Origin of the sequence: Aliivibrio sp. 1S128, from assembly GCF_001691065.1 — a bacterium.
In the GTDB taxonomy this organism is placed as follows: Bacteria; Pseudomonadota; Gammaproteobacteria; order Enterobacterales; family Vibrionaceae; genus Aliivibrio.
Window position 1 is genome coordinate 60,901 of the sequence record NZ_MAJV01000025.1, and the last position, 26,378, is coordinate 87,278.

The 26,378-nt window shown below is 38.3% G+C and carries 22 protein-coding genes; 7 read left to right on the forward strand and 15 right to left on the reverse strand.

What is annotated here, in order from left to right; translation table 11 throughout:
- Positions 1 to 223 precede the first annotated feature (223 nt).
- Positions 224 to 1,498 carry an NRAMP family divalent metal transporter gene (locus A6E03_RS04685; protein WP_065600266.1) on the forward strand — a complete coding sequence of 425 codons (1,275 nt, stop codon included), beginning with the start codon at positions 224 to 226 and terminating at the stop codon, positions 1,496 to 1,498.
- An 86-nt stretch (positions 1,499 to 1,584) separates the two neighbouring features.
- On the opposite strand, the gene A6E03_RS04690 is transcribed toward A6E03_RS04685, so the two are convergent.
- From A6E03_RS04690 to A6E03_RS04725, 8 genes are all read right to left on the reverse strand, one after another.
- On the reverse strand, positions 1,585 to 2,058 hold the full coding sequence (locus A6E03_RS04690) for a MarR family winged helix-turn-helix transcriptional regulator (RefSeq protein ID WP_023602810.1): 474 nt from the start codon (positions 2,056 to 2,058) through the stop codon (positions 1,585 to 1,587).
- 266 nt (positions 2,059 to 2,324) lie between these two features.
- A complete protein-coding gene (choV, locus tag A6E03_RS04695; protein WP_065600267.1) occupies positions 2,325 to 3,512 on the reverse strand; it encodes a choline ABC transporter ATP-binding protein in 1,188 nt (395 codons plus the stop codon).
- Between the two features lie 2 nt (positions 3,513 to 3,514).
- Positions 3,515 to 4,357: a choline ABC transporter permease subunit gene (choW, locus tag A6E03_RS04700; RefSeq protein WP_065592013.1), complete on the reverse strand. Its 843-nt coding sequence runs from the start codon at positions 4,355 to 4,357 to the stop codon at positions 3,515 to 3,517.
- 45 nt (positions 4,358 to 4,402) lie between these two features.
- Entirely contained in the window at positions 4,403 to 5,344 is a 942-nt protein-coding gene (locus tag A6E03_RS04705; protein ID WP_065600268.1) for a choline ABC transporter substrate-binding protein, read from the reverse strand.
- A 77-nt stretch (positions 5,345 to 5,421) separates the two neighbouring features.
- A complete protein-coding gene (gene betA, locus A6E03_RS04710; protein WP_065600269.1) occupies positions 5,422 to 7,122 on the reverse strand; it encodes a choline dehydrogenase in 1,701 nt (566 codons plus the stop codon).
- A 59-nt stretch (positions 7,123 to 7,181) separates the two neighbouring features.
- Positions 7,182 to 8,642, reverse strand: a complete 1,461-nt coding sequence (betB, locus tag A6E03_RS04715) for a betaine-aldehyde dehydrogenase (RefSeq protein ID WP_065600270.1) — start codon at positions 8,640 to 8,642, stop codon at positions 7,182 to 7,184.
- Positions 8,643 to 8,665: 23 nt separating this feature from the next.
- Positions 8,666 to 9,274 carry a transcriptional regulator BetI gene (gene betI / locus A6E03_RS04720; protein WP_065592009.1) on the reverse strand — a complete coding sequence of 203 codons (609 nt, stop codon included), beginning with the start codon at positions 9,272 to 9,274 and terminating at the stop codon, positions 8,666 to 8,668.
- Positions 9,275 to 9,610: 336 nt separating this feature from the next.
- Positions 9,611 to 9,802: a hypothetical protein gene (locus A6E03_RS04725; protein WP_065592008.1), complete on the reverse strand. Its 192-nt coding sequence runs from the start codon at positions 9,800 to 9,802 to the stop codon at positions 9,611 to 9,613.
- Positions 9,803 to 10,068: 266 nt separating this feature from the next.
- On the opposite strand from A6E03_RS04725, the gene A6E03_RS04730 reads away from it, so the two are divergent.
- The gene (locus tag A6E03_RS04730; protein WP_065592007.1) at positions 10,069 to 11,931 is read left to right on the forward strand and encodes a PhoX family phosphatase; all 1,863 of its coding nucleotides are present in this window, start codon (positions 10,069 to 10,071) and stop codon (positions 11,929 to 11,931) included.
- An 84-nt stretch (positions 11,932 to 12,015) separates the two neighbouring features.
- On the opposite strand, the gene A6E03_RS04735 is transcribed toward A6E03_RS04730, so the two are convergent.
- Both A6E03_RS04735 and A6E03_RS04740 read right to left on the reverse strand, forming a co-directional pair.
- On the reverse strand, positions 12,016 to 12,408 hold the full coding sequence (locus tag A6E03_RS04735) for a 3D domain-containing protein (RefSeq protein WP_065592006.1): 393 nt from the start codon (positions 12,406 to 12,408) through the stop codon (positions 12,016 to 12,018).
- A 139-nt stretch (positions 12,409 to 12,547) separates the two neighbouring features.
- Entirely contained in the window at positions 12,548 to 13,414 is an 867-nt protein-coding gene (locus A6E03_RS04740) for a LysR family transcriptional regulator (protein ID WP_065600271.1), read from the reverse strand.
- 115 nt (positions 13,415 to 13,529) lie between these two features.
- Between A6E03_RS04740 and A6E03_RS04745 the strand changes: the two genes are divergently transcribed.
- Together A6E03_RS04745 and A6E03_RS04750 are read left to right on the forward strand one after the other, a co-directional pair.
- Positions 13,530 to 13,904 (forward strand): nuclear transport factor 2 family protein, encoded by a 375-nt coding sequence (locus A6E03_RS04745; RefSeq protein ID WP_065600272.1) that lies wholly within the window; start codon positions 13,530 to 13,532, stop codon positions 13,902 to 13,904.
- Between the two features lie 81 nt (positions 13,905 to 13,985).
- Positions 13,986 to 14,855 (forward strand): DMT family transporter, encoded by an 870-nt coding sequence (locus A6E03_RS04750; protein WP_065592003.1) that lies wholly within the window; start codon positions 13,986 to 13,988, stop codon positions 14,853 to 14,855.
- Between the two features lie 62 nt (positions 14,856 to 14,917).
- Here the strand turns inward: A6E03_RS04750 and A6E03_RS04755 are convergent, their stop codons facing one another.
- From A6E03_RS04755 to A6E03_RS04775, 5 genes are all read right to left on the reverse strand, one after another.
- Positions 14,918 to 17,092 (reverse strand): heparinase II/III family protein, encoded by a 2,175-nt coding sequence (locus A6E03_RS04755; RefSeq protein WP_065592002.1) that lies wholly within the window; start codon positions 17,090 to 17,092, stop codon positions 14,918 to 14,920.
- A 1-nt stretch (position 17,093) separates the two neighbouring features.
- Positions 17,094 to 17,645 (reverse strand): acyltransferase, encoded by a 552-nt coding sequence (locus A6E03_RS04760; protein ID WP_065592001.1) that lies wholly within the window; start codon positions 17,643 to 17,645, stop codon positions 17,094 to 17,096.
- A 168-nt stretch (positions 17,646 to 17,813) separates the two neighbouring features.
- The gene (locus A6E03_RS04765; RefSeq protein WP_065592000.1) at positions 17,814 to 19,604 is read right to left on the reverse strand and encodes a transporter; all 1,791 of its coding nucleotides are present in this window, start codon (positions 19,602 to 19,604) and stop codon (positions 17,814 to 17,816) included.
- Positions 19,594 to 20,802, reverse strand: a complete 1,209-nt coding sequence (uxuA, locus tag A6E03_RS04770) for a mannonate dehydratase (RefSeq protein ID WP_065591999.1) — start codon at positions 20,800 to 20,802, stop codon at positions 19,594 to 19,596. The genes A6E03_RS04765 and uxuA overlap by 11 nt, the downstream gene beginning before the upstream one ends.
- 84 nt (positions 20,803 to 20,886) lie before the next feature.
- Positions 20,887 to 21,654, reverse strand: coding sequence for a GntR family transcriptional regulator (locus A6E03_RS04775; RefSeq protein ID WP_141677223.1), 768 nt, complete (start codon positions 21,652 to 21,654; stop codon positions 20,887 to 20,889).
- 236 nt (positions 21,655 to 21,890) lie between these two features.
- Here A6E03_RS04775 and A6E03_RS04780 point away from each other — a divergent pair, with 236 nt between their 5' ends.
- The 3 genes from A6E03_RS04780 (at position 21,891) to A6E03_RS04790 (ending at position 26,373) form a co-directional block, all read left to right on the forward strand.
- Complete coding sequence (locus A6E03_RS04780; RefSeq protein ID WP_065591998.1) at positions 21,891 to 23,366, forward strand: mannitol dehydrogenase family protein; 1,476 nt, start codon at positions 21,891 to 21,893, stop codon at positions 23,364 to 23,366.
- A 28-nt stretch (positions 23,367 to 23,394) separates the two neighbouring features.
- The gene (locus A6E03_RS04785; protein ID WP_065591997.1) at positions 23,395 to 24,477 is read left to right on the forward strand and encodes a class I mannose-6-phosphate isomerase; all 1,083 of its coding nucleotides are present in this window, start codon (positions 23,395 to 23,397) and stop codon (positions 24,475 to 24,477) included.
- Between the two features lie 408 nt (positions 24,478 to 24,885).
- Positions 24,886 to 26,373, forward strand: coding sequence for a SulP family inorganic anion transporter (locus A6E03_RS04790; RefSeq protein WP_065591996.1), 1,488 nt, complete (start codon positions 24,886 to 24,888; stop codon positions 26,371 to 26,373).
- The last annotated feature ends 5 nt before the right edge of the window (positions 26,374 to 26,378 follow it).

Genomic DNA, 26,378 nt, shown 5'->3' on the forward strand with positions numbered 1-26,378 from the left:
TGTGTTTGTTATTTTTTTGGTGAATGTATTTATGGCAGAGAGATTCGATAAGTACCATTATTGATATTTTTCTTATTATCTTAAATAGAGCGTATTTATTCATTTTTTAAATTGATTTAAGTGATCCCTTTATGTAATTTAATTGTTAGCTTAAATGTAAATGGAATTTATTCATTTAAGGAATGCATTAACATCAGGGATAAGTGGGAAAAGAATAACATATATGGAACAGTCTTACACTCAAGATGGCATGAAGCCAAAGTTAGCAATGAAAGATTTATTTAGATCATTAGGGCCAGGGATCATGATGGCTGCTGCTGCGGTTGGTGGGTCACATTTAGTGGCATCAACGAAAGCGGGTGCTATTTATGGATGGGAATTATTGTTTCTCATTCTTGCTGTCAATTTATTGAAATACCCATTTTTTAGAGCAGCAGTTCAGTACACCGTTGGTACGGGTGACAGTATTATTCAGGGATATCACAAATTAGGTCGTGGTTATTTGTGGGTGTTTTTAGTGCTAAGTGCTATTTCTGCGGTGATAAATACCGCTGCGTTATTGTTGTTTAGTGCCAGTTTATTAGGGTATTTTTTACCTTTTGATTTGTCATTGAATGTACTGTCTGGAATTGTACTTGTTACCTGCATGACGATACTGTTTGCTGGGCACTTTAAAGCTCTTGATTTGCTGTCAAAGATCATCATGGTTATTTTAACCTTTACGACCGTTATTGCTCTTAGTGTGGCTTTTTCTAATGGTTCAGTCGCTCCGGTAGATTACGAAGGGCCATCAGTATGGTCAATTGCGTCGATTGGTTTTTTAGTGATTACCATGGGGTGGATGCCAGCTCCGATTGAAATCTCAAGCATCACGTCTATGTGGTTAAAGCGTCAATGCCAAACTCAAGAAGTGACGGCACAATCGGCTTTATTTGATTTTAATGTCGGTTATATTGGTACGGCGTTATTAGCGGTTGTTTTCTTATCATTAGGCGCATTAGTGCTATACGGTTCAGGCATTGAATTTAAAGCGTCAGGGATTGGGTTTTCTCATCAGTTAGTCGGTATTTATGCGGCAACGATTGGTGAATGGTCGCGTTATTTGATTGCTGTAATTGCTTTTTTCTGTATTTTTGGCAGTACTATTACGGTTATTGATGGCTATTCTCGAGCGGTGTCAGAAGCGCAATTGTTGTTGCAAAATAAACCGTTAGATCAGCCAAAGCATTATAACTGGTGGGTTATGATTGTTTCTGTAATAGCGATGTTGATTGTCACAATGTTCATTTCATCATTGATGGGAATGTTAAATTTCGCGATGATCATGGCCTTTATTACGACCCCTGTTTTTGCCGTGCTTAACTACATCTTAGTAACAAAAACAGAATTGCCAGATGAGTTGAAAATGGGACCAAAATTGAAAGCGTTGTCGATTGCTGGCCTCATTTATTTGTTTGGGTTCTTAGCTATTTTTGTTTGGTGGAAATGGTTTATATAACTATTTTCTACGCAAATAAAAAGCCTCTTTAATTAGAGGCTTTTTTATTTTAACTGAACGTTATCTCGATAATCGGAATGAGAACGTTAGATCTTTGCAATACTTTCAAGTTGTAATACAGGGGCTGCATCAATGTCTTCTGCGTTCATCATTGAAGATACACGCTGCATCGAAGACAGTATAAGACTTTGTTCCCATGATTCTAAATTATGGAACTTGTTCACAAAGTTATCTTGTAAAGAGAGTGGGGCTTTACTAAGTAACTCTTCCCCTTTTTCAGTCAAATTTGCATGAACTTTTCGTCTGTCAGATTCGCTACGGATGCGTTGAACGTAACCATTATGCTCTAAGCGATCGATAATAGTCGTGGTGGTTGCTTGGCTTACGTTCGTATGTTTTGACAGTTCTTTGATCGTTACATTATGCATGCTTTGAATCGCACGCATTAAAATAAGTTGAGGACCGGTTAATCCATATTCTTTACTCAGTTTTTTCGATTGTAAATCGATAGCTCGAATTATCTGACGAATAGCGACCAAAACTTCTTCATGTTTATCCACGTAACAGCCTTTGTATAAATGTAAAATTGAATGGTTTACAACGTTGTTGATTTCCGCATTGTACTGATGTTCGTACTATTCTCAATCTTTTCTCGTATTGCTTGCTCATCCATTGTTGTTTTTTCTCTCAATTGAGGCCTAACAACAAGATGTCGCTATTTTAAGATAGTGTATTTATGGAAGATATTCAGGGGGAGGTCGTATTATTTAGGTGTTTCTAAGGTTCAAAAAATAAAAGGTGAGAATTCCCACCCTTTACTTCGGTATTACGCGGCGCTGTGTAATGTAAAGTCACCAATAAGCGCATTATAGAATTCGCTGTTATCTAAAATTCCGACTAATTGATTATGCTCAACCAGTAAAATTGGGTGATTACTTCGTTGTTTTAGTTTTATCGCATCACGCATGCCAATTTCTGGGCTTGCGATAACCAGTGTTGAATGATTGATTAGAGACAGATCTGTCGTTGATTCATCCCATTCAATTAAAGTGAGCGTTGGCTGACCTTCAATGTTCAATTTACCTTGGTGTTGATTTACCCAAAGATTTTTAACATCACAAATCTTCCAACAGTCATTTTCTTGCTTAAGTGAATCTAGAGGCTGCATTAATGAACGGCCTTTTAATACATTTAATGGATTTGTGTGAGCCACAAAATCTTTCACGTATTCTGTTTTCGGGTGAAGCACGATGTTTTCTGGTTTGCCGTGCTGAATTAATTTACCCGATTCCATGATCGTAATGTTATTGCCAATTTTTAACGCTTCATCTAAATCATGGCTAACAAACAAAATGGTTTTATTCAGTTTGGTTTGCAATAAAAGGAGTTCATCTTGAAGCTGAGATCGAATAAGAGGATCAAGAGCCGAGAAGGGTTCATCCATTAATAGAATGTCCGTATCCATCGTAAATGCACGAGCTAAACCGACACGTTGCTGCATGCCGCCTGAAAGCTCATGAGGGTATTTCGTTTCCCAATCAGAAAGGCCAACCATTTCAATTTGTTCACGGGCTCTTGCTCGGCGTTCGTTTTTTGCGATGCCTTGCATTTCTAAACCAAAAGCAACGTTATCTAGCACGGTAAGCCATGGCATTAACGCAAAGTTCTGGAAAACCATCGAGACTCGCTGTGTACGTAAATGGCGTAAAGTTTCTTCATCACACTGAGCGACATCAACAAGTTTGTCGCCATTCTTAATCATTAGCTCACCACGACTTACTTCGTTTAATCCGTTAACGGCGCGAAGCAGACTTGATTTACCTGAACCAGATAAACCCATTAGAACGCAAATTTCGCCTTCTTTAACTGAAAGAGAGACGTTATCTACGCCAACAACGTGCCCCGTTTCATCGATGATTTCTTGACGAGTTTTACCTTGGTCAAGCAATGCTAATGCTTGCTTTGGTTTTTTTCCAAACACCACATCGAGGTTTTTTATAGTAATGGCATCCATGATTATACTTCCTTCTGATTTGGTGCTTTACATAAGCGGTCAAGAATAATAGCGACAAGAACAATGGCTAATCCTGCTTCAAAACCTTGTGAGATATTCACGGTATTAAGCGCTCGAACCACCGGTTTACCCAAGCCATCAGCACCAACAAGTGCGGCAATAACCACCATTGATAACGACAACATTATACATTGGGTGATGCCGGCCATAATGCTTGGAAGTGCCGCAGGTAATTCTACTTTGAGTAATAACTTCATGCGGCTTGCACCAAACGCTTTGCCTGCTTCAATTAACTCTCCCGGCACTTTTGTGACACCAAGGTACGTAAGACGAATAGGAGCAGCAATGGCAAAAATAATGGTTGAGATTAACCCAGGAACAATACCTAAACCGAATAAAACGAGAGTTGGAATTAAGTAGACAAAAGTGGGTACAGTTTGCATTAAATCAAGGATTGGTCTTAACACGGTATAGAGCCAAGGTCGGTGTGCAGCCATGATCCCAATCGGTACGCCAATTAATACGGAAATCGTTGTCGCTGCAAAAACAAGGACAAAGGTTTCCAGCATTTCTTGCCAATAACCGAGGTTTAAAATCGTCAATAATGCAGCGACGACAAAAATCACTAATGATGGTTTTCTATGTAAATACCACGCAATAGCAGCAGTCATAAGAATAGGAAGCGCAGGAGGCATCCATTTAAAGACATCGACTAAAAATAGGATAATAGTTTCTAGAAAAAATGAAATGGCATCAAAAAAACCAGCGGCATTGATAGTTAACCAGTCAACGCCTGTTTCCATCCATTGCCCAACAGGGATTTTGTGCTCAGTAATAAAATTCACAATATTTCCTTAAATGACTGGTGGGCCGAAACCCACCATTATTGATTAAGCTTTAACTTGTTTTAGGTATTCAGTAACTGATTTATTTGCGGCGTCACCTTGCAGTGATTTCACATTATCAAGCCATGCTTTTACTTGTTGTGGATTTTTGTTTAACCACTGTTGAGCTGCTTTTTCTGGCGTCATTTTTTGATTTAGAATGTTTTCCATCAGTTCATTCTCCATCTCAAGACTAAACTCTAGATTTTGCAGTAGCTGACCAACATTTTTACATTCAGAAAGGTAGTTAGAGCGAACGTTGGTATAAACGCTTGCACCGCCATAGTTAGCACCAAAGAAGTCATCGCCACCTGATAGATATTCCATTTCAACATTGCTGTTCATTGGGTGTGGAGCCCAGCCTAAATACACTATCCATTGACTGCGACGAACGGCGCGTGATACTTGAGAAACCATTCCGGCTTCACTTGATTCAACAACACTGAAGTCTTTAAGACCAAACGCGTCAGTATCAATCATGGATTGAATGATACGGTTACCATCGTTACCCGGTTCGATTCCGTAGATGCGGTCTTTGAATTTGTCGGCATTTTTTGCTATATCTGCAAAGCTTGTAACACCTGCATCGTACACATATTTTGGTACGGCAAGTGTGTATTTAGCGCCTTCTAAATTGGCACGAACGGTTTCTACTGTGCCCGCTTCACGGTATTTAGCGATATCCCCTTCCATCGTTGGCATCCAGTTACCTAAGAAGACATCAATGTCGCCATTCGCCATTGAAGAGTAAGTGACGGGAACAGAAAGAAGATCGGTTTTGGTTTTATAGCCCATGCCTTTAAGTAGTTCAGAGGTTACTGCGGTTGTTGCGGTGATGTCTGTCCAACCGACATCTGCAAAACGTACGGTTTCACATTGATTGGCATACACGTTAAAAGCGAATGAGCTGATCGCTAATGTGGCAAGTGTCTTTTTTGTAAGTGACATAATAATTCCTTGTAATGATTCCTTTCGCCATTGGGTATAACGGCGCTGCTGACTGTATTTTTTGTGTTTCTTATTATTTAAGAAAGCGTGTTTGCTTCTCTTATTGGTGCGTTTATTCGTTGTTTCTCTTCCCATTCTGGTGCTATCCAAACGGGGGCGTGCTCCCCTGTGAGCATAGGGTTGTCAAGAATGAAATCGGCGGCACGTTCTGCAACCATTATGGTGGGAGCATTTAAGTTTCCGTTTGGAATCGTTGGGAACACAGAAGAATCGACCACGCGTAAATTTTCAATCCCACGCACACGGCACTCTTCGTCAAGTACGGCCATTGGGTCCTCTTCTTTACCCATTTTGCAACCACAAGAAGGGTGGTAAGCACTTTCTACATTTTGTTTAACCCATTCATCAATTGCCTCATCAGACGTGATTTCGATACCCGGTTGTATTTCATCACCACGGAATGAATCCATTGATGGTTGGGATAAAATTTCACGAGTAAGGCGGATACAATCGCGCCAATCTTGGCGATCTCGTTCAGTCGAAATATAGTTAAAAACGATCTTTGGTTTTGCGTGAGGATCCGCTGAGGTTATTGATACTGTTCCGCGGCTTTCTGGTTTATTTGGACCAACATGAACTTGAAATCCATGACCATCAAACGCGGCTTGTCCGTCATAACGCATCGCTGCAGGTAAGAAATGATATTGAAGGTTTGGCCATTTCAAACCTTTACGAGAGCGAATAAAAGCACACGATTCAAAGTGGTTTGTTGCGCCTAACCCTTTGCGAGTTAGTATCCATTCTGTGCCTATTAAGCCTTTACTTACCAAGCCCAGTTTACTGTTAAGCGTAATAGGTTCGTTACAATGATATTGAAAGTAAATCTCAAGGTGATCTTGCAGGTTCTCACCAACACCAGAGAGTTGATGTTTTACCTCTACGCCTGCGTTTTCTAAGACGGTTTTTGGACCTATGCCTGACAGTTGAAGTAATTGAACTGAGCCAATTGAACCTGCACTTGAAATGACTTCTTTATTCGCATGCACATTGATAATTTTTCCTGATTTTTCAAACTCAATACCAACGGCTTTCTTGTCTTCAAGTCGGATTTTTCTTGCGATAATTCCTTTCATTAGCGTTAAGTTAGGACGCTTTAAAGCACGACGAAGATACGCGTTTGAGGTAGATGCTCTAACGCCTTTATCTACCGTCATGTGCATTGGACCAAAACCTTCTTGTTGATACCCGTTGTAGTCTGATGTTTCTGGGTATCCCGCGTCTTTACCTGCATTGATGAAGGCTTGATATAGAGGGTTAAGTGTCATGTCATTGCCATTACACGTACCTAAAGGGCCTTCGCCTCCGCGATATTGATCAGCACCTTTGCTCCATGTTTCTGCTTTACGAAAGTAAGGTAAGCAGGCTTGGTAGTTCCAGCCTGTCGCGCCATTCTCTTCCCATTCGTCATAATCACACGCGTGTCCACGAACATAAACCATGCCGTTGATCGACGAGCTTCCACCAAGTACTTTACCGCGAGGGCAGTGCAATTGACGTCCATCGAGTCCGGATTCTTGTTGAGTCTCGAACTGCCATGCGTACTTTTCAGAATTCATAGGATAAGAAAGAGCAGTAGGCATTTGGATAAAAATACTCTTATCCGTACCACCGGCTTCTAATAATAAAACGCTGTGTTGACCGCTTTCGGTTAGTCTATCTGCTAACACACAGCCGGCCGAACCCGCGCCGACGATAATATAATCGTAGCGTTGTTCCATGTCTGTATTCTCCGTGGCGTCTAGCGCATAGGGCTAGACGTTTTTATTGGAAGGGTAAATTAAGCGTAAGGGCTAGCGAAATCACTAAGCTCTATTAATATGCTTTTGGTTTGCGTGTAATGCAGTAGCGTTTCAGGGCCGTTTTCACGTCCAACACCTGAATGTTTATAACCGCCTACTGGCATTTCTGCAGGAGAGTCTCCCCACGTATTTACCCAACAAATACCCGCTTGCATTTGATGAATAACTCGGTGAGCTCGTGATAAGTTTTGAGTAAAAATACCGGCAGCAAGCCCATATTTAGTGTCGTTTGCGCGGCGAATAACCTCGTCTTCGTCTGTGAATTTAAGGACAGACATAACAGGGCCAAAGATTTCTTGTTGAACGTGTGGCATATCGTCTTCGCAATTTACAAAGACAGTAGGAACCACAAAGTTACCGTTTTCTAATCCTTTGTCGGTCACTTGATAGCCGCCAGTAAGCAGGGTTGCACCTGACTGTTTGGCTTGCTCAATGGCCTCTAATACTTTTGCTAAATGTGCTTTTGAAATGAGCGCACCGACTTGGGTTTCGATGTCCATTGGGTCACCGACAATCAGTTTTTCAGTACGAACTTTAAGCTGGCTAATGAAATCGTCATAAAGGCTTTCATGAACAAAAACACGAGTGCCATTGGTGCACACTTCGCCTTGAGTATAAAAGTTTGCCACCATCGCAGCGGATACGGCATCATCCAACTTTGCGTCATCAAAGACGACCATTGGTGATTTCCCACCTAACTCCATCGTGACTGATTTTAGTGTTTTTGCACTGTCAGCCATGACTGCTTTGCCTGTTCCTGTTTCACCAGTGAAAGACACTTTTGCGATATCAGGATGTGCAGTCAGCATTTGACCAACACGATAATCCCCCTGAACGACGTTAAACACGCCATCTGGCAATCCCGCCTCAGTAAATATTTCAGCCAGTTTCAATGCCGTTAAGGGCGTTTCTTCTGATGGTTTGAAGATCATCGCATTACCCGCAGCCAATGCAGGTGCTGATTTCCACATAGCGATTTGGATAGGGTAGTTCCACGCACCGATGCCTGCACAAATACCAAGTGGCTCACGACGAGTGTAAAAAAATTGGCTTTCACCCAGTGGTTGTTGGTCACCCTGCATTGCAGGAACTAACCCTGCGAAGTATTCAATGACATCGGCACCAGAGGCTACATCAACTTCTAATGCTTCTTGAAGCGGTTTACCGGTATCCATAACCTCAAGCATTGCAAGGTCATTGTTTCGTTCTCTAAGTATTTTTACCGCATTGAGAAGAATACGGCTGCGTTCAATTGGTGACATTGCAGACCATATAGCAAAACCTCGCTTTGCTGATTCAACGGCAAGTTCAAGATCAGATTGAGAGGCTTGGCCTAGTTGTGCAATGGGTTCGCCATTAGCAGGATTAATGCTAGTGAAGCTTTCTCCAGACGTTGCCTGAATAGACTGACCGTCGATGTATAACGAATTCATTTCCATTTTAATCTCTGACTTAATAATTATTATGAGTGGTTTTTATTTTTTGAATAAAATGAGAGTTGTTTTTCAATGTAATCGTTGATGACGGTACGGGCTTTATTTGCGTCAATGCCTTCAGGGTTCAATGTACCTCTTAGCCATATACCATCAATTAACGATGCTATCCCGTGAGCAACGAGGTCAGCTTGTTGATTATTAAACATTTCTTTTAATTCAATTTTCAAATGAGACAGCAATCGTTTTTCATTTACACGCTGTAGACGCTTTAATTGAGCGTCGTGCATCGAGTAAGACCAGAACGCGAGCCACGTTTTCGCGACTTCATTTTCTGCTTGATAGCCCTCGAAATTACCATTAACAATGGCGGTGATACGTTGTTGGTGAGCGTCAACAGGTAAGCTTTTCAGTTGAGTCGTGATGGTATTAGACAGTTGGCGAAGAATTTCACGCATGGTTTCTTCTAAAAGACCATGCTTGCCGCCAAAGTAGTGATTAATGATCCCTGTAGATACCCCCGCTTCTTTGCTAATTAAAGCAATGCTAGCGGCGTGTAGACCGACACGACCAATAACGGTCATTGTCGCTTTGACGAGTTGTGGTTTTCGTATGTCAGGCATCCCTACCTTGGGCATTTGCTGTCCTTTTATTTTTTATTGAACGTTCAATTAATTATAAAATGACAGATATTTAGTTAGAGTACAAACTATTATTTGTTGGCTTTATTGTGAGTTTTTATTATTACTTCTTTTAATTTATTTAAAATCAATATGTTATGACTTGTTTTTGACTTGTTAATTTATTTGTTAATAAATTTAATGTTTGAGTTATAAATATATGAGGTGTAATTGTTTGAGTGTCGAGTGACTGAAAATAAGGTGAGAAAAAAGAGGGAATGAGGATTATCAGCCCAAACATGAATATGAAAACCTCATTATTAGGCTGTGTTATTGATACATCGAAAGAAGAACTTATTCAGACCATTCTCCCTTGTCGTATTCTTTTTTTACCGATTTAGCAGCATCACGTGAAGCATGGCCAATGGATTTGGTAACGTCACGCGTAGTATGGCCAATAGTTCTACCTGCATCTTTAAGTTCTGCACAACCATTAAGAGCAAATAATAATCCAGTGACTAAAAGTATCGTCGTTTTCTTACGCATTATTGTTCCTTGCAAACGGTTTTTTATCTAATTTGATGTTGATTTATGCGCAAAGTTTATACCAGAGAAAGAGCTAATAGAGAACGATATTAATAATATTATGGATTAAGGTTTTTTTATTATGCGATTAAGACCTCGATTCTAATTTAATTAAACGCAATAAAATCGCCACAAATCTTCCACGAAACTGTAATAAATCCCCTTTAGGCTACTCCTGATTATATAAAACGAATTTATAAAAATAACGATTTCAAAAGGGAAGTATGATGAGCAATTTTGTAGAGAAAGAATCAGATTTTAGCAACATGGTTAATGCACGTTTATCTCGTCGAGGTTTTTTAATGGGAACCGCGGCGGCAGGTGCAGGCGCTTTTTTAGCGTTAAATCCAGTAGCGAAAGCCATCGCAGGTAGCATGGATAATTCATTATTAAATTTTGAGGCAATTACCACTTCTACCAGTGATTCTATTCTTCTTCCTAAAGGTTATAGCTCTAGTACGTTGATGTCGTGGGGGGATCCAATCTTTGCTAACGCACCTCAATTTAACCCTAACGGTAAGCAAGGCTCAAAAGCACAAGCACTGCAATTTGGTGATAATACCGATGGTATGAGTGTATTCCCTTTATCAAAAGATCGCGCCATTCTTGCAGTCAATAATGAATACACCAATTATGAGTACTTGTTTGCACATCAAGGCAAAGCGATGACGGCAGATGATGTTGCCAAAGCCCAAGCCGCAGTAGGGATTACCATTGTTGAAATCGTAAGAAAGAACGGTCAATGGACGATGGATCCAACAGGTAAAGCAAACCGCCGTATTACCGCAAATACAGAGATGTTAGTAACAGGCTCAGCAGCAGGCCATGATTTATTGAAAACCAAGGCAGATCCAACAGGTAAGAAAGTATTAGGAACATTCAATAACTGCGCGAATGGCGAAACGCCGTGGGGCACTTATTTAACTTGTGAAGAAAACTTCAATGACTTTTTTGGTTCAGAAACGAAAGCTGCATTAACTGCTGATGATAAGCGCTATGGCATTGAAGCTGAGCAAAGTAAATATCAATGGCATAATTTTGATGATCGTTTTGATGTTGCTAAAAATCCGAATGAACCAAATCGTTTTGGTTGGGTGGTTGAAATTGATCCGAATGATCCAACATCAACGCCATTAAAACGAACTGCGCTAGGTCGATTTAAACACGAAAATGCCGCATTAGTGGTGAATGATGATGGTCATGTCGTGGTGTATCTTGGTGATGATGAACGTGGCGAGCATTTGTATAAATTCGTATCAAAAGATAAATATCAAGAAGGTAATAACGCAGCCAATCGTAACCTTCTTGAAGAAGGCACCTTGTACGTTGCTAAATTTGCAATGAAAGACGATAAGTTAGAAGGCGATGGCCAGTGGCTAGAACTCACTTATGGTAAGAATGGTTTAACCAAAGAAAACGGATTTAATAGCCAAGCTGAAGTGATGATTTTTGCTCGTCGAGCAGCAACACAAGTGGGCGCAACCACAATGGACAGGCCTGAATGGGTTGCCATTCATCCAGATAAAAAACACGTTTTCTGTACATTAACGAATAATAAATATCGTGGAGTAAAAGAAGGCCAAGATGTCGATGGCGTTAATCCACGAGCTGAAAACCATTATGGTCAAATTGTGCGTTGGGCACCCACTAATGCAAATCATGTGAGTGATACATTCCAATGGGATTTGTACTTAATAGCAGGGAACCCAACGGTTCATAAAGGCAATTTGTACGCTGGCAGTGACAACATCAATAAAGACAATATGTTTAATAGCCCTGATGGTATTGGTTTTGATAAAGCAGGACGTCTATGGATTCAAACCGATGGTAATTACTCAAACAAAGGAGACTTTGCAGGACAGGGTAATAATCAAATGTTGTGTGGTGATCCTAAAACAGGCGAAGTGCGTCGTTTCTTAACTGGGCCAATTGGCTGTGAAATTACCGGACTCACTTTTTCTGAAGATCAAAAAACCATGTTTGTTGGTGTGCAGCATCCATCTGGACACTTCCCTCAAGGAGGAGATAGCAAACCACGCTCAACCATTGTGATGGTGACTAAAGATAATGGTGGTGTGATCGGCAGTTAGGATCGCTATATTTAGATACAAAAAAAGTGGCTTCATTACGAGGCCACTTTAATTGAAAGTGTTGAAGTGATCGTTATTAAGTGCCTACTTCTTTTCTTCTTCTACAGTCCAATGGATAACGACTTCTTTTTTACCCCATTGTCTTGCTTTCTTAACATCTTCACCCATGTAAATATCAATCTTCTTTTTCCAGCGCTTATTCATTTTATCTAGTACTAGATAGGTGCCATCAAGTCCTTCGATTGTTACTTCTTGATTATGAGTAAGACCCATATCGATAAGATCTCTTGATACCGCAATTGATTTCATGCCTGGTTTTAATGTATCGCCCCAAGCTGCAAGATTTGGTGTGTCATCGGTTTCACCAACACTTGATGTGTATGCGCTTGCGGTTACTTTTAGAGATTGTTCGCCTTCTGCGCAGCCAAAAAGTGACGTCATAGCGAGTGCTGCAAGAAGATAAAAACGAATTTTCATAATTTTTTTCCTTTGAATAGAAGGGGTTAATAGGTAATAAATGTATCCGTACATAATACCTTTTTCTTTGGTTGGTGCTTTGCTAAATATTGAGACAACGGATGATTCAATGAATAAAATGAAGTGTATAGGTCGATAACTAGGCTAATGCCCTTTCAATGACATCAATTGCCATTCTTACACTAATCGGAACTTGGCCATGAAAGGGATGAAGCACATAGACATTAGACGCTTTCATTTCATAAGTAGGTAATACTTCTTTTAACTCATCTTGATGTTGCAAATAGATAAACTCAGGAAGAAGCCCAATTCCGAACCCATTTTTTATTAACGCTAAACTATTTTGAACCGTGTTGACTTGATGCGCTGCGATAAAGTTTATAACGCGGGCGTTTTTTGTTGTTATATTTACTAGCTGATGCGAAATTTGCTTTGATTGCCAGTGGTTTGCTACATAAGGCAAAGCTTCAATGCTATCAATAGTAAATTCTGGATAGTCTTTGGCGATACACAATACGTCTTGTATGGTTCCAATACGCTTTTGCTTTAGGTTACTTAATTTTGATTCACCAACACGGATAGCTAGGTCGATTTCTTCTTGCATCAAATCAAGCTGTCCATCATGCGCAATTAAGTTTAGTTCCACGTCTTTGTGCGCGTTAAATACGGAGCTAAGAGCCGGTATGATAATGCTGTTCATTAAGGCGTGCGGAGCGGTGACAGACAATCTCCCTTGAGGCGATTCTTGCTGATGTAAGATATCACTCCATGCCTTTTCTGCTAATTTGTACATCTCACAGCATTGTAGATAGAAATGCTCTCCAGAGGCGGTGAGTGATTGTTTTCTTGTCGTACGTTTGAGCAATGGAATAGCAAGTTCATGCTCTAGTTGTTTTAAGTGTTGGCTAATAACAGACTTAGACAGTTCTAATTTCTCAGCCGCTTTAGTGATTGATCCTGTTTCAACAATTGTCATAAAAAGGGTCATTTGTTTCAGTTTATTCATGCTCTTTTATATCCTATTGTTCTATTTTATTAAACAGTGATTTCTTATTGGTTTGTTTTTCAATCTTAATAATGCACGTATAGTTCACTTCATACAAACATTAGGAGAAACAATCATGGCTCAAGAACAAATTCTAGCAGCATGCAAAGTCGGTATTTCAGCATGGCAACAGGCGTTTAATTCTCAAAATGCAGCAGGTTGTGCAGCACAATACGCTGAAGGTACGGTGATCGAAGCGCGCCCATTTGGTATATTTACAGGCCGTGAAGAGATCCAAGCATTTTGGCAAAACATTATGGATCAAGGTTTTGCTGATGTTGATTATACAGAGGTTAAATGGGAGCCAATCGGTGAAGATGGCTATCTATTAACGGCGAATTGGACGATGAACAAAGCATTTGGTGTTGTACACCGTGAACATTGGACAATTCAAGACGATGGTAAAGCGCGTTTAATTTCTGATGACTTTGAAGTGCAAGGCGAGCGTTAGAAAGCATTTTTTAGTTTATGTGGTTGAGTAATTTGTCATTATCAACCACACTAAAAAATTACCCACCGTTTGGGATCATGGATGATTAATATATTAAGTTTATTTACCTTAGCTGCGTTGTGGGGCGGTTCATTTTTATTTGTTAGAATTGCAGCAAACCCGTTAGGGCCTGCGGTATTAATTGAGACACGGGTTGCTTTCGCCGCATTGACTCTACTTGTTGTTTCCTTCTTTCTGAAAAAATCCCTACACTTTATGTCAAATATTAAACACTTCCTTATTTTGGGGTTGTTTAATTCAGCATTACCTTTCTTATTATTTGCTTATTCAGCACAAATCTTAAATGTATCTACTTTAGCTATTCTTAACTCTACCGCTCCAATTTGGGGTGCGATTATTGGGGCGGTATGGACTCGAACTTGGTTAACCAAAGAGGTCGTGTTTGGTTTGGTTCTAGGTATGATCGGGGTTAGTGTTCTGGTTGGATGGGAGGCGATTAATGTTGGTGATGAAGCCATTATCCCGATGATTGCAGCCTTAATGGGCGCATTTAGCTATGGTGTTGCAACTAATTATGCCAAAAATGCACCAAGCGTTGAGCCGTTTAATAACGCACACGGTAGTATGTGGGCTTCTGTTATCTTGGTGTTACCGCTTGTTCCTTTTATGCCAGTAAGAGAAGTGGTGAGTGTAGATATTGTTTTCGCTGTATTTGCCCTTGGTGCTGTGTGTACGGGTTTAGCGTACTTGTTGTATTTTAGACTGATTAAAGAGCTTGGCGCTTCTTCAGCCTTAACTGTTACTTTTATTATTCCTGTTTTTGGGATTTTATGGGGCTACTTATTCTTAGGGGAAACTGTCGGAATAAATGCCATTATAGGTACTATTTTAGTGGTGACTGGAACCATGTTTGTAACGGGTTTTTATAAGAAGTTACTGCCTAAGAGATAATTATTAAATTTGTAAAGCGCCTAAATATTCATATTTTAGGCGCTTTTATTTTAAGTAAACGATTATTTCTTATTTTCAGTATCGATGTATATCACATCATCATTTATGGTTATTTCAATATTATTGTCTTCTTTTACTAAATAGGAAATCGCATTTTTGGTACAGCTCGCGACGATAAAGTGCTTATGCTGTGATGGCAGTTGCCACTCTAAATGATAAATATCTTCGTTTACGTCTGAGATAATTAAATCATTAGGTGATTTCTCTAAGTTATAACCATGAGCAATTGTTGGTGTTATGTTTTTTTGTCCCATAATTTCAACAGTATAACTGTGATTGTCACTTTGTAATGTTATGTTGTTATTGCTAATGCTAGCGGTTAATTCAGAATGCAATCGCCACTGAATTGATTTTTCTGTGTTTAAGCTAACGTTATCAATAATAAGAAGACCACAATTATCAACCATGACTATGGTACGAATAAATTGTTTCACATTGCGATATGATTTACTCAAGTCTATCTGAGAGAGATACCAATGCTCACCTGACTGTTGTTTTAATAGTCGACCTGTCGCTGATTCGTCATCAAGAATTTGCCCTAACCCTCCAATAAGTGGAAGGTTGTGAGCTTTGGTGGTTCTTGTCCATTCGTTGTGATGATTACTGCCAAAACGATATCCATAACTGCCACTAGGGATTATTACATTCTTTGTATTATCTATTAGGGCAATATTCCCTTGGTCAGCATGGCGATGTGAGCTATTGCCAAATTTACTGGCTCTAAAATATAGTTCTGTAGTGTCAATTCTTGCTTTACCTAAACCGGCAAAATCGTAATATTTAAAGTCTGATATTTTTACTGGATCTTTAAAAATAGGACGAATAGAAAATTCAATTTGTTTGATTGTCGGAATGATATCAAGTAAATGAAGTTCATACGTATTTATTTGAGATTCCAGTTTTTTACACATATCAATAGAAGATTGGTCTCCAAACCTTTCCGCATAAATACGTAATGGATTTTGTGCAAAAAATCCTGGCCATTCTTTACCTTCTCTTTTACACCAAAACCCATCCCCAAAAGGGTGCGTACTGTTTTCAGTTGCCACAAAATCCATAGCAAACTTATGGTAATTTTTATAAAAAGGATGATTATAAAATGAGAACCCACTGATACGCTCAATAGAAAGAAAAAACGGGTGCTGCCATTTTGTGTATGAAGAGGAATAGAAAGGACCCTCGGCCCAACTCCCATCATTACCACCATAAAATGGCAGTACGTTTTGGTAAATCATTAATGAATAGTCTAACCAACGTTCGCACACTGTTTGATTAAATTCTTTATGTAATACAAGGGCGGCTACCCCTAAATAAGCAGGTAAACGAGAGGTATGAGAATGCCCTGGGTATTGTTTGAATTGATCTTGCTCTAATCGCTCTTCCATTTGATAAGCAATACGAATCAACATTGGACGTATAAAATCTTTTTCACTTTTAGTCATTAAAGGTGATAACCAATGATAAGCTAAGTATATATTTCGTGCTAAAGATAACCCTACTTCATCACCCCATGTGCAAGGTCTTAGTAATGAAGCTGGTCCTTCTGGACTCCATTCTGAAAGTCGTAGCAATAGATTAACGGCTTGATGGCCGTATGTTTCTATTTTCCAAATTTTATAGAGTTGAGTAAGAGATATTAGGTCTCTGTCAATCCAATTTCTGACATTCGCTATCGCTGTTCTTTTTCCTTCTTCATTACCTCTTCTATAGTGGGTTGGATAAGCAATGTTTTCGATATTGACTAATTCAGCTGTTTTTTTTAGTTTGTGAAAAGCATCCCATGAGGCAATGCGAACGGATTCAATGTCTTCATTAAAGTACATTAAGAACTGCTCATGATGTTGACACAGCTTAAAAATCTCTTCCGCTGTTGGTGCTAGGTAATTGTGGGTTTGTTTTGTGATTTCAAACTTAAACCATTTACTGATTTCATTGTTTGTATTTATTAGACGCCAACGATAATCGCCTTGAGGCAATAGAAAAGGCAATGTAAAAGGAGAGGTTATATTTTCCCATCTCCATTGAGGTAGTTTTTTATTACTACTTAGTTCTAAAGTAAAACTCTCATTATATAGTGCGCTAGGCCAATTAAAATTTGGTGGGTTTTGTTGTGTTGGTTGCTTATGTTCAGGAGTCATGAATACTTGAAAATCATGATTTCGTTTAAAACTTAACATGCTAATCTTCCTTACCAAACCAATGATATACACCAGTGCGTGGTTCTATTTCACCGATTTGTTTAGCAGGTGTTCCTGCAACAATAGCGTAATCGTTAACAGACTGTGTCACCACTGAATTAGCGCATACTAAGGCACATTTACCAATAGTGATGCCGGGTGTGACAACAACACCTGACGTTAACCAAGCACCATCGTTAATAATGACTTTGCCTTTTTGAAGATCACTACGGTTACTGAAGCTTTCTGTATGTGGATTAAATACATGATTAGATGCCACAATCGAAACATGAGGACCAATAAGAACATTTTTTCCAATATTTACATCGCCATTGATATAGCTATATAAACCGATATAAGAATTTTCACCAATTTGATTTTCATTAATTCTAACAATAGCGCCAGGAGCAACCCTTACTTTTTCTTTATGAAAACCAAGAATAATGGCCCGAGTATTATCATCTTCAAAATTATTACTTTGATTCATATATAAAGTGAATTTTTTAAATTCTTCGTTGGTAAGATCACCTCCGAATTCTTCTTGTACTGACATGATATCTCCAATTAAGTAGATGCTAATAGTTAATTACTAAATTACTAAATTACTAAATTACTAAATTTAAAAAATAGTAAAATAGTAAAATAGTAAAATAGTAAAATAGTAAAATAGTAAAATTTAGATATAACTATATTGTGAATGTGTTATTTGTTTTTTTAATTATTATATTGAATCGTTGATTGCTGCGTATGTTATTTTTTCTTGTAGACCTTTTTTTGATGCCCTTAATAATAAATATCCTACAGAACCAACGAGCACTGCCATTAATACATAAAGTAAGCGGCCCCATAGAGGGTTAGGAACAAATATTAGTGTAGATAACGCAATTGCAGCCATTACTAATACTCGGCCCAGTAAACGTTGTTGTTTACTGTCCATTTTAATGGTTTCTTCATCTTGTATTGACTCTACTGGAGTACTTACATTATTAAAGAATTCGTTAATTTCCTCTGCTCGTTTACCAACTGGCTCTTTATAAAAGAGTTGCGTTGATAAGAAGAAACCACCAGTAATAACAATATGACCAACAACACCCATTGTGATGGACTTCATTTCAGCAAACTCACGAACTGAGAGTGGATGAGGTAAATTTAAAACACTTTGAATCATTTCTGGAGTTATAACAAAAGCGATAACAGCAGAAACACAACCACCTACAGCAATTGTTGCCCAACCAGACCAATCTGGTGTTTTACGAACAAAGAAACAAAGTAGAGAAGGGATTAGTACAGGGAATGCAACTAATGTACTAACAAGCATTAATGCATCAAATAATCCGAACCCTTGTAATTCACTCATTAATAAACCAGCAACGATGATTACTAGTCCAAAAACAATCGTAGATATTTTACTCGCAAGAACGAGGCTTTTCTCTGAAGCATTTTTATTAATATGTGGTTCGTATACGTTTTTAATGAAGATTCCAGCATTACGGTTTAAGGCTGAATCCATTGATGACATCGTTGCAGCAAACATCGCTGACATCATTAACCCAATCATCCCCAGAGGCATTTCATTTCGTACAAAGACAAAGTAAGTTGCATCACTTGCTTTTGAACCTAGAGCGTCTAATCCCCAAGTACTGATATCTGGGTAGTTACCTGCAACATACCAAGCGGGTAGGAACCAAATGAATGGACCAACAAACATTAAGCAAGCGGCTAATATTGCTGCTTTACGCGCATTTTTAGTGTCTTTTGCCGAAATGTAACGATACGAGTCAATCATGTTATTGGTACTAAAAAATTGCTTAACAAATATACAAATAAACCAACCGACAAAAAGGTAACTGTATGAGTAGCCATCACCAACAAATGGTTGTTCTGTTAGCCCTTTCTCTAAAATTGGTGTAATCCCTCCTGACTTCCAAATAGCAACAAGTGTCGCGATAAAGGTAACAACCGTAATGATGATCATCTGTAGGAAATCTGATGCAACTACTGCCCAGCTACCACCAACTAAAGACATTAATAGTACTACTAACCCAGCAGCAATTATGGTTGTGCTGATTGGAATATTAAATACAGCACTGGCAAAAACTGCAAGTCCGTTAAGCCATAGAGAGGCTTGTAAAACACTTGATGGAACTGTTGCCCAAGTAAACACTTGCTCACTGACAGCACCGAAGCGCATTCTTATCCCTTGAATAGGGCTGATCACTCGCATTTGTCGCGCTTTTGCTGCAAAAAATAAGTAATTACAAAAATAACCAAGTGCATTAGCAAAGAAGATAACAACAATAGATAGGCCAGCTGTTAATGCTTTCCCCATAACGCCAGTAAAAGTCATAGCACTTAATGCTGTCATGAAGGCGGTGGAACCTACCATCCACCATAGCATTTTACCACCACCTCTAAAGTAATCACTTGTTGACGATGAAGCATCACGGAACATCCAACCAATGCCCATTAAAAAGGCAAAATAGACCAATACAATAAATATATCAATACTCATAATTTACTCTCTTTCCTTGTTGAGATAACTCACGTTTAATTGCCATTTCCATGCCTCTAATTTCAGCTAGACCTTTTAAGCGGCCAATAGCTGAATATCCAGGGTTAATCTCTTTCTTTAAATCATCAAGAATTTGATGCCCATGGTCTGGTCTCATTGGTATTTGGAATGATATGGTTGTTTTTTTTCTTATATTTTCTTCTTCTAAAATAGCTTTTATTATGTCATACATATCTATATCTCCGTCGATATGTGATGCTTCATGAAAACTAGAACTATTATGTTCTCTTTGAGTTGAACGTAGGTGTAAGAAGTAGATGTGACTGCCATATTGCTTAATAATATCAACAAGATCATTATCAGGGCTAACACCTAGAGAACCAGTACAAACAGTTAATCCATTGGTTGAACTAGGTACAGTAGCGCGTAGCCATGCAATATCATCAATCGTAGACATTATGCGTGGTAGACCACAAATAGGACGTGGTGGATCATCTGGATGGATAGCCATATTAATGCCAACTTGTTCGCAAATTGGTGTTAGCTCATTTAGAAAGAAAGCCAGATTTTCACGTAATTTTTCTTTATTTGTATTTTCATATCGGTCGAGCTGTTGTCTGAATTGTTCTAGAGTGTAGCCTTCTTCAGCACCAGGTAGACCTGCAATAATATTGGAAACAAGTTTGTTTATATTTTCTTGGTTCATATTATTAAAATAAGTAAGAGCTTCTATATGCTCTTGCTCGGTATAATCATCTTTTGCCCCTTTTCGTTTTAAGATAAACAATTCAAAAGCGGCAAATGCAATTTGATCGAATCGTAACGTACGAGAACCGTCAGCTAATTCATAAGTTAGATCTGTACGAGTCCAATCTAAAATAGGCATAAAATTATAACAAACAGTATTAATACCACATTCAGCTAAGTTAATAATTGTTTGTTTATAATTCTCTATATATTGTAAATAATTACCTGACGCTAATTTTATTTCTTCATGGACAGGAACACTTTCAACAATATTCCAAGTTAATCCCTCAATTTCAATAAGTTTTTTTCTTATTAATATTTCTTTTTTAGTCCAAACATCCCCATTTTTAATATGATGTAAAGCAGTTACAATTCCGGTAGAACCTGACTGTTTTATATCGCTTAATGATACTGGGTCATCTGGTCCGTACCAGCGCCATGTTTTTTCCATTATTAAACCCTTTTATTTAGAGTGATAGAGTTCGTACCGACCAATAAAGGTAGTATTAAATATTTAACCAAAAAAATTATTTGGTTATTTTATATTTGCTATTGGATTTACATTAAATAAATAACCATCAAATTTTGGGTCTTCAGTATCTGAGAGGTCAAATAATGTATTTTTTACATTTTCTAAATGTTGCCACATAGCTAATTTTGACTCTTTGGGATCTTTCTTTTGCAAAGCAGTAAGGATCTTTTCATGATCAAGTAACCATTCTTTTCTATAATGGTCAGTATTTATGCGGTCATGCAATTTTTTCCACATTAAACTATGCGTTCTTCTTTCCCATGAAAATTGCATCATTTCAACAAGTACTGAGTTTTGAGTCGCTTCAGCAATATAAAAATGAAAACACTTGTCTCCATTTTCTGAAGATTGACGCCCTTGTTCATAGCTTTCTAACTCAAGCCTTTCTAGCTTTAATGCTGATCGCATTTTAGCTATATCATTTGGCGTTACTTGTATTGCCGCAAACTCTGCAATATTACTTTCTAGTAACTGCCTTGCTTGTAACATTTCAAATGGTCCAATATCATCTTTTAACTCGATACCATAGAGCTTATCTGAAGATTTAATAGCTTGATTCAAAACATAAGTTCCAGAACCCATGCGTACTTGAACTAATTTTTCTAGTTCAAGCATAATGATAGCTTCACGAACAACAGTGCGGCTAACGTCTAGCATTGTTGCTATATCGCGCTCGGGAGGAAGTCGTTGCCCTACTTCATAAATACCATCTATTAGTTGTTTTTTTAACCTTTCACCAACTTCTTGATAAGGCCTTTTGTTCATTGTCATAACGGTTTCTCTATTATTAATATCACTCAATAGTAAAGATATTATAGACAGTTAAATTGGTTGTCCAATTACCGTATAAATTAATCATAATGTATGACAAATAGATCAGGCAAGCACTTAAAACCAATAAAGTGGGCTTTATCACGTTTTTTTTAATCATTGGTTGACCAATTTTTATGAGGATATACTTTGTTCCTACTGCCACTCATCTGTATCTGTCTAATAAGGTTAAAGTAATGAATTTAAGCACTGTTGATAGTAAATTCGAATATGAAATACAAAACATTACGTACGATCCTTCTTTCTTAAAGAGTCGTATTGTCCATTTTGGCTTCGGTGCATTTCATCGCTCTCACCAAGCTTTATTTACGAGTGAATTACTCAATCTAGAACAAGGAGATTGGGGGATCTGTGAAATAAACTTATTTGATAAAGAATTGATTGAAAAATTACGCCAACAAAATCATGGGTATACTGTGCTTGAAAAATCGTCAGATTTTTATACGTTAAAGCATTCAGGTTCGATTACCGAGTCGTTACATCCAGAATTAGATGGTTGCCAAGCTATTTTAAGTAAGCTTGTTGAAGATCAAGTGGCTATTGTGTCGTTAACTATTACAGAAAAAGGGTATTGTGCTGATTTTGCTCAAGGTAGATTAGATGCTACTCATCCCATGATTAAAGACGATTTATGTCATCCCCAGAAACCCAGCTCAATCATTGGGTATATTGTTGAGGGTTTACGCCTCCGGAAATTAAAAAAAATGAATGCATTCAGCATATTATCTTGCGATAACATTAATAATAATGGGCATGTAGCTAAAGCTGTTATTTTAGATTATGCAAAATTAGTTGATGAGTCGTTGGCTGAATGGATTGAAGATAAAGTGACTTTTCCATGCACAATGGTTGATCGGATAACACCAGCGGTTGAAGCTAAAGACCGCAAGGATATCCATGAAATATTGGGGTATGACGACCCTTGTGGCGTAGTTTGTGAACCTTTTCGTCAATGGGTCATTGAAGATAATTTTGTAAGCGGTCGACCAAACTGGAATAAGGTTGGGGCTCAATTTGTTGCTGATGTTGCTCCTTTTGAAGAAATGAAATTAAGAATGCTTAATGGCAGTCATTCTTTTATGGCTTATATGGGTAATTTAGCTGGTTTTGATTATATTTCTGAAGTTATGGAGAATAACGATTATCGTGTGGCGGTCTCTGAACTAATGTTTAATGAGCAAGGAGCATCATTAGAAATGCCTGAGGGTGTTGACTTGGATCTTTATGCTCATTCTTTAATTGAGCGCTTCTCTAACCCTAGTTTACAGCATCGAACTTGGCAAATAGCGATGGATGGTAGCCAAAAAATACCACCAAGATTTTGTGAGTCATTAAGAATATTAAAAGCACAAAATAAATCAACAAAATGGATAATTCTGGGTATTGCTGCTTGGATGAAATATGTTGGTCGACGTAACGACCTCAAGCAATATATCGACGTGGTCGACCCATTGGTTGACCAATTTGACGGTATCTACAAAGAATCAGAGACAAATCAACAAGTCGTTTCTAGCCTATTAAATATTCAATCAATTTTTGGCGCTGATATATCAAATGATGTATTAATTCGTTCTGAAATACTTGATATGTATGAACTCTTGGATAAAGAAGGCTCAAAGAAAGCAATCCAATTTGTTATGTCTAAAAAATAATTAATGAAAAGCAATAAGAGAATATACAATGAATTATGAAGGTAAGTTATTTACGTTTACACAAAATAGAGTTTGGCGTACCTATACAGGGGGAAGAACGCTAGATCAAATAGTTAATCTTGATTCACCGAAAGATAATCATTTCCCTGAAGATTGGATAGGTTCGACAACACAAGCAAAAAATAAAGGTAGGGAAGAGATTAAAGAAGGGATCTCTTCTGTGCTAATTGATAATGAGGTTGTTAAATTTGATGAGTTAATTAATTCAAATTCAAATTATTTCCTTGGGTCAGAGCATGTGGAGAAGTTTGGTAATAATCCAATGTTGCTTGTAAAATATTTAGATTCTTCAGTTCGATTGCATTTCCAGGTTCATCCAACCGCTGATTTTGCGCAAAAGCACTTAAATTCCCCTTGTGGTAAAGCTGAGGCTTATTATGTTCTGCAAACAAGGGATGAGATTACAGATCCTTATATTTATCTTGGTTTTCAACACCCACCTAAAAAAGAGGTATTGAAATCAATGATTGAAGAGCAGCGCATTGATGATATTGCTGACTGCTTTGAAAAAATAGAAGTAAAACCAGGGGATTGTTTCTATATCCCTGGTGGTATTCCTCATGCGATTGGTGAGGGGATTTTAATTATTGAAATTATGGAACCTTCTGACTGGGCTGTTCGATTTGAGTTTGAAAAATCGGGTTATGTTATGCCTGAAGAAGCTAGGTTCATGAATCGAGACCTTGATTTTTGTTTAAATGTATTCGATTTTAAAGAGATTTCTAAGAAAGATGTTTATAAAAATTACCAGCAAGAACCTTTGCTAGTAACTCAATATAATGAATTCTCTTATAAGGAGTCTTTGATTGATTCTCGAGCGACAGAAAGCTTTAGGGTGAGTAAATCAATCGTAAAGGGAACAATAGAAAAATCAGAAAATCATTTTTACATTGCTTTAATCCTTGAAGGAGAATGTACAGTTCAATGCAATAATGAAACCCTTCATTTAAATAAATTTGATAAGTTTTTCTGTCCCCACGGTGTAGATAGTATCTCTATTACTTCTGATCATGGAGTTCAGATTTTAGAATGCTCTCCGCCGCTTGCGTGATAGAAAGTAACTTAAGATCCTGTACCTTTAATCGTGTGTTGTATTAGATTAAACACCTAAAGAAAGTACTTTAGGTGTTTTGTTTTATTGACACGTTAGTGCAATCTTAGATCCTAATAATGTAAATTGAATTGATGACTTTGTAAATATACACTGGCCTCCTGTTTGATTTAGAGAATATTGATCACTGTGTTAATTACGCCGCCTTAAACGCTCCATCCCCCCTATAGCTCTCATTGCTAACTTAAGCACTGTACTCGACTGAGTATTCGGCTTAACTCTTTGCGCTTGTTAATTCTTTGTCGTACTTTCGGCTACTTTTCCGCGCCAAAATTTTATCAAAAAAGCATCGGTTCATGCCCCAGATCTATTTCTGGTACGTATTGCCGTGCATAAATTGAGAATTCAATGTTTAAAAATTTCAAAACTGACTGGATGTCTAATGTCCGTGGTGATCTCCTTGCGGGCATCGTTGTTGCTCTCGCTCTAATCCCTGAAGCCATCGCTTTTTCTATTATCGCAGGTGTTGATCCTAAAATTGGGTTATACGCTTCTTTCAGTATTTCAGTTGTTATTGCTTTTACTGGCGGTCGCTCTGGGATGATCTCAGCTGCGACGGGTGCCATGGCACTATTGATGGTCACATTAGTTAAAGAACACGGGTTAGAATACTTGCTTGCTGTGACGGTTCTTACTGGTGTATTACAGATTTTAGCGGGTTATTTAAAACTCGGTAGCTTGATGCGTTTTGTTTCTCGCTCAGTGGTTACCGGTTTTGTGAATGCGTTAGCCATACTTATTTTTATGGCGCAACTTCCTGAATTAACCAATGTAACTTGGCATGTTTACGCCATGACAGCCGCCGGTTTAGGGATTATCTATCTGTTCCCATACCTACCGGTTATCGGTAAATTAATTCCTTCGCCTTTAGTCTGTATTATCGTATTAACTGCCATTTCGATGTCATTTAATATTGATATTCGTACCGTGGGAGACATGGGGAACTTACCTGATACCTTGCCAATTTTCTTATGGCCTGATGTGCCTTTAAACCTAGAAACGCTATTAATTATCTTGCCGTATTCTATTGGTTTGGCTGTGGTGGGTTTATTAGAATCCATGATGACAGCAACGATTGTCGATGATCTCACCGATACCAGCAGCGATAAAAACCGCGAGTGTAAAGGCCAAGGGCTTGCCAATATCTTTACGGGTTTTCTTGGTGGTATGGCAGGTTGTGCGATGATCGGACAATCAATGATTAATATAAAGTCGGGCGGCCGTGGACGTTTATCAACGTTATCTGCTGGCGTGTTTTTGTTAATTATGGTGGTTTTTCTTGGTCCGTGGTTAAAACAAATCCCAATGGCAGCCTTAGTTGCTGTGATGATAATGGTATCTATCGGTACTTTTTCATGGAGTTCAATTACTGATTTAAGAAAGCACCCAATATCAACTAATATTGTTATGTTAGCCACGGTGATTATTGTGGTAATGACGCATAATTTAGCTATTGGGGTTCTGGTCGGTGTCTTGCTTGCGTCATTATTCTTTGCTAATAAAATCAGTCGAATGATGGTGATAAAGACTAATTCGGACGCACATAAATCGCGTAAATATACCGTAATAGGGCAAGTATTTTTCGCCTCATCGGATAAATTTATTACTTCTTTTGATTTTAAAGAAGTGATCGAGAGCGTGACGATTGATTTATCGGCTGCGCATTTCTGGGATGTTACCTCAGTCTCTGCATTGGATAAAGTGGTGGTCAAGTTTCGCCGAGAGGGGACGCAAGTCGAGCTTATTGGAATGAACCAAGCAACCCAGACGATTGTTGATAAATTTGGTGTACATGACAAACCAGAAGAAGTTGAAAAACTATTGGCCGGACATTAAGGATT

Coding starts and splice junctions, on each gene's coding strand:
- A6E03_RS04685 (WP_065600266.1), top strand. CDS start 224: ATGGAACAGTCTTACACTCAAGATGGCATGAAGCCAAAGTTAGCAATG.
- choV (WP_065600267.1), bottom strand. CDS start 3,512: ATGGATGCCATTACTATAAAAAACCTCGATGTGGTGTTTGGAAAAAAA.
- A6E03_RS04705 (WP_065600268.1), bottom strand. CDS start 5,344: ATGTCACTTACAAAAAAGACACTTGCCACATTAGCGATCAGCTCATTC.
- betA (WP_065600269.1), bottom strand. CDS start 7,122: ATGGAACAACGCTACGATTATATTATCGTCGGCGCGGGTTCGGCCGGC.
- betB (WP_065600270.1), bottom strand. CDS start 8,642: ATGGAAATGAATTCGTTATACATCGACGGTCAGTCTATTCAGGCAACG.
- betI (WP_065592009.1), bottom strand. CDS start 9,274: ATGCCCAAGGTAGGGATGCCTGACATACGAAAACCACAACTCGTCAAA.
- A6E03_RS04725 (WP_065592008.1), bottom strand. CDS start 9,802: ATGCGTAAGAAAACGACGATACTTTTAGTCACTGGATTATTATTTGCT.
- A6E03_RS04730 (WP_065592007.1), top strand. CDS start 10,069: ATGAGCAATTTTGTAGAGAAAGAATCAGATTTTAGCAACATGGTTAAT.
- A6E03_RS04735 (WP_065592006.1), bottom strand. CDS start 12,408: ATGAAAATTCGTTTTTATCTTCTTGCAGCACTCGCTATGACGTCACTT.
- A6E03_RS04740 (WP_065600271.1), bottom strand. CDS start 13,414: ATGAATAAACTGAAACAAATGACCCTTTTTATGACAATTGTTGAAACA.
- A6E03_RS04745 (WP_065600272.1), top strand. CDS start 13,530: ATGGCTCAAGAACAAATTCTAGCAGCATGCAAAGTCGGTATTTCAGCA.
- A6E03_RS04750 (WP_065592003.1), top strand. CDS start 13,986: ATGATTAATATATTAAGTTTATTTACCTTAGCTGCGTTGTGGGGCGGT.
- A6E03_RS04755 (WP_065592002.1), bottom strand. CDS start 17,092: ATGTTAAGTTTTAAACGAAATCATGATTTTCAAGTATTCATGACTCCT.
- A6E03_RS04760 (WP_065592001.1), bottom strand. CDS start 17,645: ATGTCAGTACAAGAAGAATTCGGAGGTGATCTTACCAACGAAGAATTT.
- A6E03_RS04765 (WP_065592000.1), bottom strand. CDS start 19,604: ATGAGTATTGATATATTTATTGTATTGGTCTATTTTGCCTTTTTAATG.
- uxuA (WP_065591999.1), bottom strand. CDS start 20,802: ATGGAAAAAACATGGCGCTGGTACGGACCAGATGACCCAGTATCATTA.
- A6E03_RS04775 (WP_141677223.1), bottom strand. CDS start 21,654: ATGACAATGAACAAAAGGCCTTATCAAGAAGTTGGTGAAAGGTTAAAA.
- A6E03_RS04780 (WP_065591998.1), top strand. CDS start 21,891: ATGAATTTAAGCACTGTTGATAGTAAATTCGAATATGAAATACAAAAC.
- A6E03_RS04785 (WP_065591997.1), top strand. CDS start 23,395: ATGAATTATGAAGGTAAGTTATTTACGTTTACACAAAATAGAGTTTGG.
- A6E03_RS04790 (WP_065591996.1), top strand. CDS start 24,886: ATGTTTAAAAATTTCAAAACTGACTGGATGTCTAATGTCCGTGGTGAT.